Origin of the sequence: Kineococcus gypseus, assembly GCF_050871305.1 — a bacterium.
Taxonomy (GTDB): domain Bacteria; phylum Actinomycetota; class Actinomycetes; order Actinomycetales; family Kineococcaceae; genus Kineococcus; species Kineococcus gypseus.
In genome coordinates this window covers 1-15529 of sequence record NZ_JBJLRD010000051.1, presented here as the reverse complement: position 1 = coordinate 15529, position 15529 = coordinate 1, and the positions used below count along the sequence as shown (strand labels likewise).

Sequence of the window (15529 nt, the reverse complement as noted above, 5' to 3'; positions counted from 1 at the left end):
GCCGGGGTGCGAGCCGCCTGGCGCCCCCGGCAGGATTCGAACCTGCGACCATCGGATTAGAAGTCCGGTGCTCTATCCACTGAGCTACGGAGGCACGCCGGGCCGCGGGGGCCCGCAGGGCACCCTACCCAGGGCGGAGCGCGCCCGCGGGCGACTCGACTAGCCTGGGGGCGTGCCGGAATTCATCTACGTCATGTCGAAGGCGCGCAAGGCGCACGGGGACAAGGTCATCCTCGACGACGTCTCCATCTCCTTCTACCCGGGCGCGAAGATCGGCGTGGTGGGGCCCAACGGCGCCGGCAAGTCGAGCGTCCTGAAGATCATGGCCGGCCTGGACCAGCCGTCCAACGGCGAGGCCCGCCTCTCGCCCGGCTTCAGCGTGGGCATGCTCATGCAGGAGCCCCCGCTCGACGAGACCAAGACGGTCCTGGAGAACGTCCAGGACGGCCTGGGTGAGCTCAAGGTCAAGATGGACCGCTACAACGCGATCGCCGAGGAGATGGCGACGAACTACACCGACGAGCTCATGGCCGAGATGGGTGAGCTCCAGGAGGTCCTCGACCACGCCAACGCGTGGGACATGGACTCCCAGCTGGAGCAGGCGATGGACGCGCTGCGCTGCCCGCCGGGCGACGCGGACGTCACCCACCTCTCCGGCGGTGAGCGCCGCCGCGTGGCGCTGTGCAAGCTGCTGCTGGAGCAGCCCGACCTGCTGCTGCTGGACGAGCCCACCAACCACCTCGACGCCGAGAGCGTGACGTGGCTGGAGCAGCACCTGGCGAAGTACCCCGGCGCCGTGCTGGCCGTCACCCACGACCGCTACTTCCTCGACAACGTCGCCCAGTGGATCCTCGAGCTGGACCGCGGCCGCGCCTACCCCTACGAGGGCAACTACTCCACCTACCTGGAGAAGAAGGCCGCCCGCCTGGACGTGCAGGGCAAGAAGGACGCCAAGCTCCAGAAGCGCCTCAAGGATGAGCTGGAGTGGGTGCGCTCGAACGCCAAGGGCCGCCAGACGAAGTCCAAGGCGCGCCTGGCGCGCTACGAGGAGATGGCCGCCGAGGCCGAGCGCACGCGCAAGCTCGACTTCGAGGAGATCCAGATCCCCGCCGGCCCGCGCCTGGGCAGCACGGTCATCGAGGCCAAGGGCCTGAAGAAGGGCTTCGGCGAGCGCACCCTCATCGACGGCCTCTCCTTCTCCCTGCCGCGCAACGGCATCGTCGGCGTCATCGGCCCCAACGGCGTCGGCAAGACCACGCTGTTCAAGACGATCGTCGGGCTGGAGCCGCTGGACGGCGGCGAGCTGAAGATCGGCGACACCGTGAAGCTGTCCTACGTGGACCAGTCCCGCGGCGGCCTGGACCCGAAGAAGACGCTGTGGGAGGTCGTCTCCGACGGCCTGGACTTCATCCAGGTCGGCAACCAGGAGATGCCCTCGCGCGCCTACGTCTCCGCGTTCGGCTTCAAGGGCCCGGACCAGCAGAAGCCCGCGGGCGTGCTCTCCGGCGGCGAGCGCAACCGGCTGAACCTGGCCCTGACGCTCAAGGAGGGCGGCAACGTCCTGCTGCTGGACGAGCCCACCAACGACCTCGACGTCGAGACGCTCGGTTCGCTGGAGAACGCCCTGCTGGAGTTCCCCGGCTGCGCCGTGGTCGTCAGCCACGACCGCTGGTTCCTCGACCGCGTCGCCACCCACATCCTCGCCTACGAGGGCACGGAGGAGGACCCGGCGAACTGGTACTGGTTCGAGGGCAACTTCGCCGGCTACGAGGCGAACAAGGTCGAGCGCCTGGGCCCGGACGCCGCGCGCCCGCACCGGGTGACGTACCGCAAGCTCACCCGCGACTGACGCCCCGCGCGCACGGTGCCCGCGGCCCCCGGTGGGGCCGCGGGCACCGTCGCGCTCAGCGCTGCTGCGCCGCGGCGCGGGCGTAGCGGGCGACGAGGCGGTCGGCGCGCGCGGCGGCGGCCGCCGCCCGCCGCGCGCCGGCGCAGTGCCGCGGCGGGCCGTGGTGGTGGTGCCGGCGGTGCCGGTGGTGCTGCACGACGGACGCGGCGGTGATCACGGGAACCCCCTCCCTCCTGCACCACGCCTCTGTGATGCACGTCACATCATGCCCCCCGGGGGCGGGGTGCGCGCAGCCCCGGGCGGCTCCCGGCGCTCCCGGCGCTCTCGGCGCTCTCGGCGGGGTCAGGGCAGGCGCAGCATCCCCTCCTGCGCCACCGAGGCCACCAGCCGCCGGTCGCGGTCGTAGGCGCGGGCCGTGGACAGCCCCCGCGCCCCGCCCGCCGCCGGGCTCTCCGTCACGTACAGGAACCACTCGTCGGCGCGCGCGGGCCGGTGCCACCACATCGCGTGGTCCAGGCTGGCCACGCTCAGCCCCGGCGTGGCCCACACCAGCCCGTGCCGGCGCAGCACCGGCTCCAGGACGGTGAAGTCCGAGGCGTACGCCAGCGCCGCGCGGTGCAGCACCGGGTCCTCGGGCAGCGCGTGCTCCAGGCGCATCCACACCGCCTGCCGGGCGCGGCGCTCGCCGTCGGGGTGCACGTACACCGCCGGCTCCACGTGGCGCACGTCGGTCAGGCGCCCGCGGCCCATCTGCCGGGCCACCGGGTGGTCCAGCGCCTCCAGCAGGTCGGTGTCCGCGGTCAGCTCCTCCGGCTCGGGCACCCGCGGCGCCGGCTCGGCGTGCTCCACGCCCGGTGCCTCCTCCTGGAAGGAGGCGATGGCCGACAGGATCGGCACGCCCTCCTGCAGCGCCTGCACCCGCCGCGCCGAGAACGAGCGGCCGTCGCGCAGCCGCTCCACCGCGAAGCGCACCGGCACCTCCGGGTCGCCCGGGCGCAGGAAGTACGCGTGCAGCGAGTGCGCGGGCCGCTCGGGGGCCACCGTGCGCGAGGCCGCCACCGTCACCTGCGCCAGCACCTGCCCGCCGAAGAGGCGCCGGCGCCAGCCGGGCAGGTTCGGGGCGGTGAAGACGTCCTGCGCGCCGGGCACCGGCTGCACGTCGAGGACCGGCAGCAGGGGGCTGGGCTCGCTCACGCCCGGAGGCTACGCGAGCACCCCCGCCCGGCCGCCGCCGCCCGGCGGGGGCACGCGGGCAGCCGCGCGGCGCTAGCGTCGCGCCCGTGCTCGCCGCCCGCGCCGTCCGCGCCTCGCCCGACGACCCGCTGTCCGCGCTGGAGGTCGCCGACGCCCCCGCCGCCGAGCCGCCCGCGGGCTGGGTGCGCGTGGCCGTGCGCGCCGCCGCGCTGAACCGGCACGACCTGTGGAGCCTGCGCGGGGTGGGCCTGCCCGCCGAGCGCCTGCCGATGGTCCTGGGCTGCGACGCGGCCGGCACCACCGACGACGGCGCCCCGGTCGTCGTGCACGCCGTCGTCGGCGACGAGGACTTCCGCGGCGACGAGACGCTGGACCCGCGGCGCACCCTGCTCTCCGAGCTGCACCCGGGCACCCTGGCCGAGCACGTGTGGGTGCCGCGGCGCAACCTGCTGCCGCTGCCCGCCGGCTGGTCCTTCGAGCGCGGCGCCGCGCTGGGCACCGCGTGGCTGACCGCCTACCGGATGCTCTTCACCCAGGCGCGCGCCGTGCCCGGGCAGACCGTGCTGGTGCAGGGCGCCGCCGGCGGGGTCTCCAACGCCCTCGTGGCGCTGGGCGCCGCCGCGGGGCTGCGGGTGTGGGTGACGGGTCGCTCGCCCGAGCGCCGGGCCCGGGCCGAGGCGTGGGGCGCGGCCGCGACGTTCGCGACGGGCGAGCGCCTGCCCGGGCGCGTCGACGCCGTCCTCGAGACCGTGGGGCGGGCCACGTGGGAGCACTCGGTGCGCTCCCTGAAGCCCGGCGGCGCGCTCGTCGTGGCCGGCGCCACCACCGGCGCGGACCCCTCCGCGATGCTGCAGAACGTCTTCTTCCGCCAGCTACGCGTGCTCGGCTCGACGATGGGCACCCGCGAGGAGTTCGAGCGGCTGCTGAGCTTCTGCGCGCTGGCCGGCCTGGCCGCCGAGGTCGACTCCGTGCACGCCCTGGCCGACGCGCGCGACGCGTTCGCGCGCCTGGGGTCCGGCGAGGCCGTCGGCAAGGTGCTCGTCACCGTCTGAGCCGCATGGACCCGCCCCGGGCGGGTACCGCCCCCGTGGGTGCGACCGCGCCCGCGACCCGGCAGGCAGGGGGAGACCGTGGTGGACCACTCGCGCGCACCGGTGCTGGAGGCCCTGGAGGAGTTCCGGCGCCGCGGCGACGTCGCGTACGGCCCTCCCGGGCACAAGCAGGGCCGCGGCGCGGACCCGCGCGTGGTGCAGGTGGTGGGCGAGGGCGTCTTCGCCTCCGACGTGCTGACCCTCAACGGCCTGGACGACCGCCGCGAGTCGCAGGGCGTGGTCGGCCAGGCCGAGGACCTCATGGCCGACGCGGTGGGTGCGGGCAGGACGTTCTTCTCCACCTGCGGCAGCTCCCTGTCGGTCAAGGCGGCCATGATCTCGGTGGCCGGGCCGGGGGAGAAGCTGCTGATCTCGCGCAACGCGCACAAGTCCGTCATCGCCGGCGTCATCGTCTCCGGCGTCGAGCCGGTGTGGGTGCACCTGCACTTCGACGCCGACCTGCACCTGGCGCACCCGCCGGAGCCGGAGGACGTGCGCCGGGCGCTGCGGGAGGACCCCGACGCGAAGGGGATGCTGCTGATCTCCCCGACCGACTGGGGCACCTGCGCCGACATCGCCGGCGTCGCCGCGGTGTGCCACGAGTTCGGCGTGCCGCTCATCGTCGACGAGGCGTGGGGTGCGCACCTGCCCTTCCACCCGGACCTGCCCGCCTGGGGGATGGACGCCGGCGCCGACGTCGTCGTCACCAGCGTGCACAAGATGGGCGCCGCGATCGAGCAGAGCTCGGTGTTCCACGTGCAGGGCGAGCTGGTGGACCCCGACGTGCTCAAGGCCCGCGAGGACCTGCTGGGCACCACCAGCTCCTCCTCGCTGGTCTACCTCACCCTGGACGGCTGGCGCCGGCAGATGGTCGAGCAGGGCGAGGAGCTGCTCGGCGCGGCGATCGAGCGCGCCGGGCGCGTGCGCGCCGCCGTCGAGGGGATCGAGGGCCTGGGCCTCATGGGGCGCGAGGTGGTGCGCCCGCAGGGCGCCTTCGACCTCGACCCGCTGGCCCTGACGATCGACGTGCGCGCGCTGGGCGTCAGCGGCTACCAGGCCGGCGACTGGCTGCGCACCGCCTGCCACGTCGACGTCGGTTCCGCCGACGCCTGCCGCATCGGGGTGCGCCTGACCCACGGCGACGACGACGCCACCAAGGCGCTGCTCGTGGAGTCCCTGCGCCGCCTGGCCGCCGAGGCCGGTTCCCTGGAGCGCCGGGCCCCGACGCACCTGCCGCAGCCGGGCGCCCTGGAGCTGCGCAACGCGATGACGCCGCGCGACGCGTTCTTCGCGCGCACCGAGCAGGTGCCGATCGCCGAGGCCGTCGGCCGCGTCGTCGCCGAACTGGTCAGCCCCTACCCGCCGGGGGTGCCCGTGCTGGCGCCCGGCGAGGTCGTCGACCAGCAGGTCGTCGACTACCTCACCAGCGGCGTGGCTGCCGGGATGCTCGTCCCGGACGCCGCCGACCCCTCGGTGCGCACGCTGCGCGTGGTCGCGCGCTGAGCGGCCCGTCCCCGGGTCCGGGCCGGGGGTGCGGAACTCCCGGCCCGCACGACCGGTGCGCGCCACCCCGCCCGTCGTGCGGGTGCGCACCCCCACCCGGCCCCCTACGGTTGCCCCGGCGACTCGAACCGGCGGTGTTCGACGCGCGAGTCGACGGAGGTCCCAGGTGGTTCTGACGGCGGTCACCCGGCCGGAGGCGTTCGTCCTCTCCTCCGGCCAGCACGACCTCATCCAGTACTCGATGGCCGTGGCCGGGTTGGCGCTGTTCGCCCACTTCGTGCGCACCTGGAACTCCACGAGCGAGGTCGGTGCCCGCTACCGCCCGGCGGTGCTGGCGTCCCTGTGCATCACCGGCGTGGCGTTCCTGTCGTACGCGTACCTGGTGGTCAAGTTCGACCAGGGCTACGTCTACCAGGCGGGGCAGTACGTGCCGAACGCCGAGGCCCTGAACACCCTGACCCCGCGGTACGCGGACTGGTCGGTCACCGTGCCGCTGCTCATGGTGGAGTTCCTGGCGGTCTCCGCGCTCGTGGGGGCCAGGGCGCGCTCGATGCGCGCGGCGCTGATCACCGCGGCGTTCCTCATGATCTTCACCGGGTACCTGGGCGCCACCGTCGACGGCGGCGGCGGCGACCAGGCCGAACTCCTGGTGTGGGGCGTCGTCAGCACCGTCTTCTACGTCCTGCTCTACGTCCTGCTCCTGGGCGTGCTGCGCCGCTCGAAGGGTTCCATGGGCGCGCAGGCGTACGCCTCGTACCGCAACGCCGCGATCCTGCTGCTGAGCGTGTGGGGCTGGTACCCGATCGCCTACGCGATCCACAACTGGTTCCCCGGCGCGGGCTGGACGACCACCATCCAGGTCGGTTTCTCCTTCGCCGACATCGCCGCCAAGGTGGGTTTCGGCGCGCTCATCCACAAGGTCGCCAAGCTGCGCACCGCCGAGGACGTCAACGCCGGTGAGCAGACGCACCCCGAGGAGGTGTGGATCTCCTCGGTGAAGGAGTCCGAGGGCGTGCAGCCGGTGCTCAAGGGCGTCCTGGCGCCCGGCGCGGACGACGCGGACCGCGTGGGCAGCGCGGGCGGTGCCCGCACCGTCGACCTCACCACCGAGCACGTCGCCGAGCACGTCGCCGGGTCCGTCCCCGGTGCCGAGCACCCGAAGCACCGGTGACCCCCGCGGCCGGGCACGGCCGCACCGCCGCGTCCACGGCCGGACCCGCCACGTCGCCCCGGCCGGGCATGCGCACCCCCGACGCCGCCGCGACCGCGGTGTCGCTGGCGGTGCTCGCCGCCGTCCTGCTGGTGCAGCTCGCCGCCCCGCGGGTGTGGCGCGAGCACGGCTGGGTGGTGCTGGTGGCCGGCCTGCTGGCCGGGTTGCCGCACGGGGCGGTGGACCACCTCGTGCCGGCGTTCGTGCTGCGCGAGCGCGCACCGCGCGTGCTGCTCGTCGCGGGCGCCTACGCGCTGACGGCGGTGGCGGCCTGGCTGGTCTTCCGCGCCGCCCCCGCCGTCGCCCTCGTCGTCTTCGTGCTCGTCTCGGCGCTGCACTTCGGCGCCGGGGAGGTCGCCTTCGACGACGAGCGCGCCGGGCGCCCCGTGGCCACCGGCCGGCACCGCGACGTGCTCGCGGTCGCGGCCACCGGCGGGGCGGTGCTGGTGCTGCCCGTCGTGGGCGAGCCCGCCTCGGTGGCCCCGGTGATCGCCCTGCTGGTGCCCGGCAGCGCCGGGGTGCTGCCCGGGTGGCTGGCCGCGGGTGCGAGCGCGCCGGTGCTGGCCGCGGTGGCGATCACCCTCGCCCGCCGCCTGCGCCGGCGCCGCCCCCTGGCCGCGGCCGAGGTGGCGCTGCTGGCCGCGGTGGGGCTGCTCGTGCCGCCGCTGGTGGCGTTCGGGGCCTACTTCGGCGGCTGGCACGCGGTGCGCCACGTCGGCCGGCTGCTGGCCCAGGACCCCGCCAACGCCGTCGACCTGGCCGTCGGGCGCCTGCTGCGCCCGCTGGGCCGCTTCGCGCTGGCCGCCGCCGTCCCCACCGCGCTCAGCCTGGCCGCCCTGGGGGCGCTGTGGTCGCTGGCCGGTGGCTGGCGCGGCTTCGTCACCGCCGACCTGGCCGTGCTGGCGGGCCTGACCGTCCCGCACGCGCTCGTCGTGGCCTGGTGGGACCGCCGCGCCCGCCGGCACCCGGGGCTCGCCCCGCGCGCCGCCACGGGGTAGTCATGGGGGCGCCGCGCTCCCGCCGGGGGAGCGCGGCGGACCCGGAGGGGCAGACTTGGACACCACCGCGCCGGACACCACCGCGCTGGACGCCGCCGCGCTGGACGCGCTGATCGCCGAGCTGTCCGGAGCGGGCGACCCGGCCGGCGACGCCCTCGCCGACGAGCTGGCCGCGCGCCCCGCGCACCGGCTGCTGCTGGAGCGCGGGCTGCGCGAGGGGCTGGGCGCGCTGGGGGAGGAGGCGGGCGCCGCCCCGGCCGTCGCGGCGTACCTGCGCGAGCTGGAGAGCGCCACCGACGCCGCCCCCGACGACCTGCTCGACAGCGCCTCCCTGCCGTACTTCACGATCTCCCCGGCCGCGCACGTCCTCGACGTCGGCGCAGGCGCCCTCATCGACTCCTACGCGCCCCCGCACACCGCCGCCGTCCTCGTCGGCACCGGCGAGCTGACCGATCACGCGCTGGACCGGCTGGTGAGCACCGCCCGCTGGCACGGGGCCGCGCTCGTGCCCGGCTGGCTGCGCCGCGGCGAGCCCGGCTACGTCGCCACCGCGCAGGTGCGGCTGGTGCACGCCCGGGTGCGCCGGGCCGTGCGCCGCGCCGCCGGCGGCACCGGCCCGGCGCCGCTGGACCAGGTGGACGTCGCGCGCACCTGGCTGGACTTCACGCTGGTGACGATGCGAGCCGACGCCGCCCTCGGCCTGGACCTCACCGCCGCCGAGCAGGCCTCGCTGTACCGCTACTGGCGCCACCTGGGGGTGCTGCTCGGCATCGACGCCCGCCTGCTGGCCGGCGCCGTGGACGCCCGCGGCGCGCAGCTGCTCGCCGAGCGCATCGCGGCCGTCACCGGCCCGCCCGGTGAGGACTCCCGGACCCTCACGCGCGCCGGGCTGCAGGCGCTGGCGAGCGCGCTGGGCGACCGCAGCTCCCTGCCGCGCCCGCTGACGCTGCCGCTGGTGCGCACCGTCTCGCGGGCCATGCTCGGCGACGCCCTCGCCGACGCCCTGGGCGTGCCGCGCTCGCCCGTCGCCGCCCTCGCCCTGGGCCCGGCGGTCGCCGCCGTCCGGGCCCGGCGCCGGCTGCTGCGCCGCCGCCCGGACGCCTGGCGCCGCGCGGTCGAGGCCAACGTCGCCGCCACCCGCGCCTTCGCGCTGGAGGAGCCCGAGCCCGCGCCCGCGCGCTGAGGCCCGCGCGCGGCGCGTCAGGCGGGCGCGAACCAGGCCGCGGTGTCGGTGGGCACCGCGGCGCCCACCAGCTCGCCGCTGGCCAGCAGCAGCCGCGTCCCGGCCGGGGCGGGGACCGGCTCGGGGGAGAGGTTGAGCACCACGAGCACGCCGCGCGTGCGGAAGGCCAGCACGTCGCCGCCGGTGAGCCCGCCGTCCCACGCCAGGGTGCCGCGGCCCAGGCCGTGCTCGCGGCGCAGCGCCAGCGCCGAGCGGTACAGCTCCAGCGTCGAGCCGGGCACGCCGGTCTGCGCCGCCACCGACAGCCGCGCCCACTCCGGCGGCTGCGGCAGCCACGACGCCCCACCCGGCCCGAAGCCGTAGGACGGCCGATCGCCCTCCCACGGGATCGGCACCCGGCAGCCGTCGCGGCCGCGGTCGGCCCCGCCCGTGCGCGCGAACGAGGGGTCCTGGCGCACCTCGGCCGGCAGGGTCGTCACCTCCGGCAGGCCCAGCTCCTCGCCCTGGTAGACGTACGCCCCGCCCGGCAGGGCCAGCGTGAACAGCGTCGCGGCCCGCGCGCGGCGCAGCCCCAGCTCCGCGTCCGGCTGCGGGTCGTCCGGGCCCACGCCCGAGGCCGGCTCGCTGCCGGCGGGGTAGCCCAGCCGGCTGGCGTGGCGCACCACGTCGTGGTTGGACAGCACCCAGGTCGCCGGGGCGCCGACGACCTCGTGCGCCTCCAGCGTCGCGTCGACCACGCGCCGCAGCTCACCGGCGAGCCACGGCGCGCGCAGGAAGTCGAAGTTGAACGCCTGGTGCATCTCGTCGCCGCGCACGTAGCGCGCCAGGCGCTCCGGCGGCGTCACCCACGCCTCGGCCACCAGGACGCGCTCGCCGTCGTAGGCGTCCAGCACCCGCCGCCAGCCGCGGTAGATCTCGTGCACGCCCTCCTGGTCCCACATCGGCGGGCGCTCGCCGCTCGCGCTGGCGCCGTCCAGCAGCGCCTGCTCGTGGTCCCACTCGGGCAGGCCCTCCGCCTTGACCAGCCCGTGCGCGACGTCCACGCGGAAGCCGTCCACGCCGCGGTCCAGCCAGAAGCGCAGCACGTCCTCGAACTCCTCGCGCACCTGCGGGTTCGACCAGTCCAGGTCCGGCTGGCTGGAGTCGAACAGGTGCAGGTACCACCAGCCGTCGGGCAGGCGCGTCCACGCCGAGCCGCCGAAGACCGAGCGCCACGAGTTCGGCGGCTGCGCGCCGTCCTCGCCGCGGCCCTCGCGGAAGACGTAGCGGGCGCGCTCGGGCGAGCCGGGCCCGGCGGCCAGCGCCTGCCGGAACCAGGCGTGCTCGGAGGAGGTGTGGTTGGGCACCAGGTCGGTGATCACCCGCAGCCCCAGCTCGTGGGCGCGGGCCGTCAGCGCCGCGAAGTCCTCCAGCGTGCCGAAGACCGGGTCCACGTCGCGGTAGTCGGCCACGTCGTAGCCGGCGTCGCGCTGGGGCGAGGGGTACACGGGCGAGAGCCACACCGCGTCCACCCCCAGGCCCGCCAGGTGCGGCAGCCGGGCGGTGATCCCGGCCAGGTCGCCCAGCCCGTCGCCGTCCGCGTCGGCGAAGGAGCGCGGGTAGACCTGGTAGATCACGGCGTCGCGCCACCAGGGCGCCGCGGCGGGGGTCGGGTCGGTGTCGCTCACCGCGCCCATCCTGCCAACGGCGCCGCCGCCCCGCCCGCCGCCCCGCCCGCCGCCCCGCCCGCCGCCCCGCCCGCCGGGCCGCCCCGCGCCCCTTGCCGCGGCCCGGGGCGCGTGCGAGGCTCGCGGCGAGGCCATCGAGGTGGCCCCACGCCGACCCGCGGCTCCAGCAGGAGCCGGTCCGGACCTGGAAGGGGCCCTTCGTGGCAGCGCTGTCCCCCGTCGAGCGGACGGCCGGGGTCGAGGCGGAGGAGCGCACCGCTCCCCTCGACGTCGACGCCGTCCACGAGCACGTGCGCGCCGGCGCCCTGCGCGCCGGACCCACCGGCACCGTCGGGCTGGAGCTGGAGCGGCACGCCGTCGACCTGCGCGCCCCCGGCCGGCGCGTGCCGTGGGAGCGCCTCACCGGCGCGCTGCGCGGCCTCGCGCCGCCGGCGGGCAGCCGCGTCACCCTGGAACCGGGCGGGCAGGTGGAGCTGTCCACCGCGCCGCTGCCCGGCGTGGCCGCCGCCGTGGCGGCGCTGCACCGCGACGCGGCGTGCGTGGACGCCGCCCTGGCCGCCGAGGGCGTCGCGCTGGTGGGCACCGGCACCGACCCCGCCCGCCCGCCGGCGCGCGTGCACCCCGGCTCGCGCTACGCCGCGATGGCCGCGCACTTCGACGCCGTCGGCCACGGCGCCGACGGCGCGGCGATGATGTGCTCCACCGCGTCCCTGCAGGTCAACCTCGACGCCGGCCCGGCGCACCGCTGGGCGCAGCGCCTGGCGCACCTGCACCGCCTGCTGCCGGTGCTGGCCGCCCTGGGCGCGTGCAGCCCGCTGCTGGCCGGGCGCGGCACCGGGGCGCGCTCCGCGCGCCAGGGCGTGTGGCAGCGCCTGGAGCCGGGCCGCTGCGCCCGCCCGGCCGGGCGCACCGGCGGGCCCGACCCGGCGGGGGAGTGGGCCGACTTCGCCCTGTCCGCCCCCGTGATGCTCGTGCGCGACGGCGGCGACGACGCGCCCTGCCGGCCCGTCCTGGAGCCGGTGCGCCTGGCCGACTGGGTCGCCGGGCGTCGGCGCCTGCACGGGCGCGCGCCCACCGCCGCCGACGTCGAGGTGCACCTGAGCACCCTGTGGCCGCCGGTGCGGCTGCGCGGGTTCCTGGAGCTGCGCGTGCTCGACGCCGTGCCCGCGCCCTGGTGGCCGGGCCTGGCCGCGGTGGTGGCCGCCGTCGTCGACGACGAGCGCGCCGCCGACGCCGCCGCCGAGGCCGCCGCGCCCGTGGCCCACCGCGCCGCCGACGCCGCCCGCCTCGGCCTGCGCGACGCCGACCTGGCCCGCGCCGCCCGCGGCGTGCTGGCCGCCGCCCTGCCCGCCGCGCCCGCCGCGCTGCGCCCCGCCGTGGAGGCCTGGGCCGACCTCGCCGAGCGCGGGCGCGACGTGGCCGACCTCGTCCTGGACCGGGCGGCGCGCTCGGGCCCCACCGGCTGCCTGACCGCGGAGGAGCTGCGATGACCGACCACGACCCCCACCCCGACCGCGCCCCCGGGCCCGCCGACGCCTCGCTGGAGTCGGCGGTGCGGGCCCTGGGCTCGGCCCGCCGGGCCACCCTGGCGCTGGCGGACGCCGACGACGCCGAGCTGACCGCGCAGCACTCGCCGCTGATGAGCCCGCTGGTGTGGGACCTCGCCCACGTCGGCCAGCAGGAGGAGCAGTGGCTGCTGCTGGCCGCCGACCCCGGCCGCGAGCCGGTCTTCCCGGCGGCGGTGGCCTGCCTCTACGACGCGTTCGAGCACCCCCGCGCCACCCGCGTCCTGCTGCCGCTGCTGGACCCGGCCGCCTCCCGGCGCGCGCTGGCCGAGGTGCGCGGGCGCGTCCTGGACGCGCTGGAGGAGCGCGAGCGCGCCCGCCCCGGCGCCGCCGCCGGCGCGGCGCGCATGGTCGCCCAGCACGAGCAGCAGCACGACGAGACGATGCTGGCCACCCACGCCCTGCGCGCGGGGGCGCCGCTGCTGACGGCCTCGCCCACCCCGCCGGGGCGCCCGGTGCCCGCCGACGCCGTCCTCGTGCCGGCCGGGCCGTTCCCGCTGGGCGCCGACCCGGCGCTGGAGCCGTGGGCGCTGGACAACGAGAAGCCCCAGCACGAGGTGCACGTGCCGGCCTTCCGCATCGGCCGCGTGCCCGTCACCAACGCCGAGTGGGCCGGCTTCGTCACCGCCGGCGGCTACGACGACCCGCGGCTGTGGACCGCCGTCGGCTGGGCGCACCGCTGCGCGCAGGGGCTGCGCGCGCCGCTGACGTGGCGGCCGGACGGCGCCGGCTGGTTCACCGAGCGCCGCTTCGGCGCCGTGCGCGCCCTCGACCCGGCCGAGCCGGTGCAGCACGTGGACTTCCACGAGGCGCAGGCCTACGCGCGCTGGGCCGGCGCGCGCCTGCCCACCGAGGTGGAGTGGGAGAAGGCGTGCGCGTGGGACCCGGTGGCCGGGCGCCGGCGCCGCTGGCCGTGGGGCGAGGAGCCGCCCACCGCCGAGCGCGCCAACCTCGGCGGCACCGCCCTGGGCCCCGCGCAGGTCGGCGCCTACCCCGCCGGCGCCTCCGCCCACGGCGCCGAGCAGATGATCGGCGACGTGTGGGAGTGGACCTCCTCCGGCTTCGAGCCCTGGCCGGGTTTCTCCCCGATGCTCTACGACGCCTACTCCGCGCCGTTCTTCGGCGGCGACCACCGGGTGCTGCGCGGCGGGTCGTGGGCCACCGCCGCGCAGGCGGTGCGCCCCTCGTTCCGCAACTGGGACCACCCGGTGCGCCGGCAGGTCTTCACCGGCGTGCGCCTGGCCTGGGACGCCTGAGTGTGCCGCCACCTCGCCTGGCTCGGCGCCCCGCGCACCCTGGCGCAGCTGCTGCTCGAACCCGAGCACGGGCTGCTGCGGCAGAGCTGGGCCCCGCGCCGGCAGGCGCACGGCACCGTCAACGCCGACGGCTGGGGCGTGGGCTGGTACGGCCCCGCCCGCCCCGAGCCGGCGCGCTGGCGCTCGGCGCGCCCGCTGTGGGCGGAGGCGTCGCTGGCGTCGGTGGCCCCGCACGTCGCCTCCGGCTGCGTGCTGGCCGCCGTGCGCAGCGCCAGCGCGGGCATGCCCGGCGACGAGAGCGCCTGCGCGCCCTTCGCCCGCGGCCGCGCGCTCCTCTCGCACAACGGCGTCGTCGACCGCGCCGTCCTGCCCGCCGCGGCGTGGCCGCGCGCGGAGTCGGTGTGCGACAGCGCCGTGCTGGCCGCCCACCTGCTCGACGCGCCCGACGCGCTGGGCGAGCGGGTCGCCGCCGTCGGCGCGGCCGACCCCGGCGCGCGCCTGAACGTGCTGCTCACCGACGGCGGGCGGCTGCTGGCCACCGCCTGGGGCGACACCCTCAGCGTGCTCCAGACCGCCGACGGCGTCGCGCTGGCCAGCGAGCCCTTCGACGACGACCCCGCCTGGCGCGACGTGCCCGACCGCACCCTCGTCACCGCCACGCCCGCCAGCGTGGAGCTGACCGCGCTCTGACCGCGCTCTGACCCCGCCGGCCCCGCCGGCCCCGCCGGCCTCCCGAACCCGCCGAACCCGCCGAACCCGCCGAACCCGCCGAACCCGCCGCACCCGCCCCGACCGGAGGACCCGTGAGCACCGCCCGCGCCACCGAGCCGCTGCCCCTCGTCGTCGAGCGGCACCTGACGCCGGAGGTCCTCGCCGACGCCCTGCGCCGCGACGTGCGCGCCGGCCTGACCTCCGCGCCCCGCACGCTGCCGCCGAAGTACTTCTACGACGAGCGCGGCAGCCGCCTGTTCGACGAGATCACCCGGCTGCCGGAGTACTACCCCACCCGCCGCGAGCGCGAGCTGCTGGAGCTGGTCGCCGACGAGGTCGCCGCCGCCACCGGCGCCGACACCCTCGTCGAGCTCGGCAGCGGCACCAGCGAGAAGACCCGCGTGCTGCTCGCGGCGCTCGACGGCGCCGGCACCCTGCGCCGCTTCGTGCCCGTCGACGTCGACGCCGTCGTGCTCACCGCGGCGGGGAGCGCCGTGGCCGCCGAGCACCCGGGCGTGGCCGTGCACGCCGTGGTCGCCGACTTCGAGCGGCACCTGGACCGCCTGCCGCGCGGCGGGCGCCGCCTGGTGGCGTTCCTGGGCTCCACCATCGGCAACCTCGAGCCCGCCCCGCGGGCGCGCTTCCTCGCCGCGCTGGCCGCCACCCTCGTCCCCGGCGACGCGCTGCTGCTGGGCACCGACCTCGTCAAGGACACCGCGCGCCTGCTCGCCGCCTACGACGACGCCGCCGGCGTCACCGCCGAGTTCGACAAGAACGTGCTGCACGTGCTCAACCGCGAGCTGGGCGCCGACCTCGACCCCGACGACTTCGAGCACGTGGCGGTGTGGGTCCCCGAGCACGAGCACGTCGAGATGCGCCTGCGGGCCCGGCGCGCGCTGACCGCGCACCTGCCCGCGCTCGACCTCGTCGTCGAGCTCGCCGAGGGCGAGGAGGTGCGCACCGAGGTCTCCGCGAAGTTCCGCCGCGAGACCGTCTCGGCCGAGCTGGACGCCGCGGGCCTGGACCTGGCCCGCTGGTGGGTGGACCCGCACGGCGACGTCGCCCTCAGCCTGGCGGTGCCGCGGGGGTGAACCCCCGCCGTCGCGCGGCGCGGCGGGGTGCGCCGCGCGGTGCCGCGGACCACCGGGGGGGGGGGGGGGGGGGGGGGGGGGGGGGGGGGGGGGGGGGGGGCGGGGCGGCGGGGGGGGGGGGGGGGGGGGGGGGGGGGGGGGGGGGGGGGGGGGGGGGGGGGGGGGGGGGGGGGGGGGGGGGGGGGGGGGGGGGGGGGGGGGGGGGGGGGGG

General features: G+C 77.6%; 13 protein-coding genes and 1 tRNA gene. 10 read left to right on the top strand and 4 right to left on the bottom strand.

Annotation, left to right across the window (positions count from 1 at the left end):
- Nucleotides 1–18: 18 nt before the first annotated feature.
- Nucleotides 19–94: transfer RNA gene (locus tag ACRYMN_RS16930), tRNA-Arg, on the bottom strand.
- 78 nt (nt 95–172) lie between these two features.
- On the opposite strand from ACRYMN_RS16930, the gene ettA reads away from it, so the two are divergent.
- On the top strand, nt 173–1849 hold the full coding sequence (gene ettA, locus ACRYMN_RS16925) for an energy-dependent translational throttle protein EttA (protein ID WP_432497557.1): 1677 nt from the start codon (nt 173–175) through the stop codon (nt 1847–1849).
- Nucleotides 1850–1904: 55 nt separating this feature from the next.
- Here ettA and ACRYMN_RS16920 read toward each other — a convergent pair whose 3' ends face one another.
- Complete coding sequence (locus ACRYMN_RS16920; protein ID WP_432497555.1) at nt 1905–2066, bottom strand: hypothetical protein; 162 nt, start codon at nt 2064–2066, stop codon at nt 1905–1907.
- A gap of 125 nt (nt 2067–2191) precedes the next feature.
- Nucleotides 2192–3043: an acyl-CoA thioesterase gene (locus ACRYMN_RS16915; protein WP_432497553.1), complete on the bottom strand. Its 852-nt coding sequence runs from the start codon at nt 3041–3043 to the stop codon at nt 2192–2194.
- A gap of 86 nt (nt 3044–3129) precedes the next feature.
- On the opposite strand from ACRYMN_RS16915, the gene ACRYMN_RS16910 reads away from it, so the two are divergent.
- The 5 genes from ACRYMN_RS16910 to ACRYMN_RS16890 all read left to right on the top strand — a co-directional run bounded on the left by ACRYMN_RS16910 (nt 3130) and on the right by ACRYMN_RS16890 (nt 9028).
- Nucleotides 3130–4095, top strand: a complete 966-nt coding sequence (locus ACRYMN_RS16910; RefSeq protein ID WP_432497550.1) for a zinc-binding dehydrogenase — start codon at nt 3130–3132, stop codon at nt 4093–4095.
- Nucleotides 4096–4176: 81 nt separating this feature from the next.
- Nucleotides 4177–5637, top strand: coding sequence for an aminotransferase class I/II-fold pyridoxal phosphate-dependent enzyme (locus ACRYMN_RS16905; RefSeq protein WP_432497548.1), 1461 nt, complete (start codon nt 4177–4179; stop codon nt 5635–5637).
- A 166-nt stretch (nt 5638–5803) separates the two neighbouring features.
- Complete coding sequence (locus tag ACRYMN_RS16900; RefSeq protein ID WP_432497546.1) at nt 5804–6808, top strand: bacteriorhodopsin; 1005 nt, start codon at nt 5804–5806, stop codon at nt 6806–6808.
- 68 nt (nt 6809–6876) lie between these two features.
- Nucleotides 6877–7845, top strand: a complete 969-nt coding sequence (locus ACRYMN_RS16895; RefSeq protein ID WP_432497543.1) for a Brp/Blh family beta-carotene 15,15'-dioxygenase — start codon at nt 6877–6879, stop codon at nt 7843–7845.
- A gap of 55 nt (nt 7846–7900) precedes the next feature.
- Nucleotides 7901–9028 (top strand): oxygenase MpaB family protein, encoded by a 1128-nt coding sequence (locus ACRYMN_RS16890; RefSeq protein ID WP_432497540.1) that lies wholly within the window; start codon nt 7901–7903, stop codon nt 9026–9028.
- A gap of 17 nt (nt 9029–9045) precedes the next feature.
- On the opposite strand, the gene ACRYMN_RS16885 is transcribed toward ACRYMN_RS16890, so the two are convergent.
- Nucleotides 9046–10704, bottom strand: coding sequence for a glycoside hydrolase family 13 protein (locus ACRYMN_RS16885; RefSeq protein WP_432497538.1), 1659 nt, complete (start codon nt 10702–10704; stop codon nt 9046–9048).
- A 191-nt stretch (nt 10705–10895) separates the two neighbouring features.
- Between ACRYMN_RS16885 and ACRYMN_RS16880 the strand changes: the two genes are divergently transcribed.
- The 4 genes from ACRYMN_RS16880 (at nt 10896) to egtD (ending at nt 15318) form a co-directional block, all read left to right on the top strand.
- Complete coding sequence (locus ACRYMN_RS16880) at nt 10896–12185, top strand: glutamate-cysteine ligase family protein (protein WP_432497536.1); 1290 nt, start codon at nt 10896–10898, stop codon at nt 12183–12185.
- Entirely contained in the window at nt 12182–13516 is a 1335-nt protein-coding gene (egtB, locus tag ACRYMN_RS16875; RefSeq protein ID WP_432497533.1) for an ergothioneine biosynthesis protein EgtB, read from the top strand. Before ACRYMN_RS16880 ends, egtB begins: the two co-directional genes overlap by 4 nt.
- Complete coding sequence (egtC, locus tag ACRYMN_RS16870) at nt 13517–14206, top strand: ergothioneine biosynthesis protein EgtC (RefSeq protein ID WP_432497531.1); 690 nt, start codon at nt 13517–13519, stop codon at nt 14204–14206.
- Nucleotides 14207–14346: 140 nt separating this feature from the next.
- Nucleotides 14347–15318 carry an L-histidine N(alpha)-methyltransferase gene (gene egtD, locus ACRYMN_RS16865; RefSeq protein WP_432497610.1) on the top strand — a complete coding sequence of 324 codons (972 nt, stop codon included), beginning with the start codon at nt 14347–14349 and terminating at the stop codon, nt 15316–15318.
- Nucleotides 15319–15529 lie beyond the last annotated feature (211 nt).

Excerpts from the sequence above, each read along its gene's own strand:
- ACRYMN_RS16895 (WP_432497543.1), top strand. The coding sequence starts at position 6,877 with ATGCGCACCCCCGACGCCGCCGCGACCGCGGTGTCGCTGGCGGTGCTC.
- ACRYMN_RS16885 (WP_432497538.1), bottom strand. The coding sequence starts at position 10,704 with ATGGGCGCGGTGAGCGACACCGACCCGACCCCCGCCGCGGCGCCCTGG.
- egtB (WP_432497533.1), top strand. The coding sequence starts at position 12,182 with ATGACCGACCACGACCCCCACCCCGACCGCGCCCCCGGGCCCGCCGAC.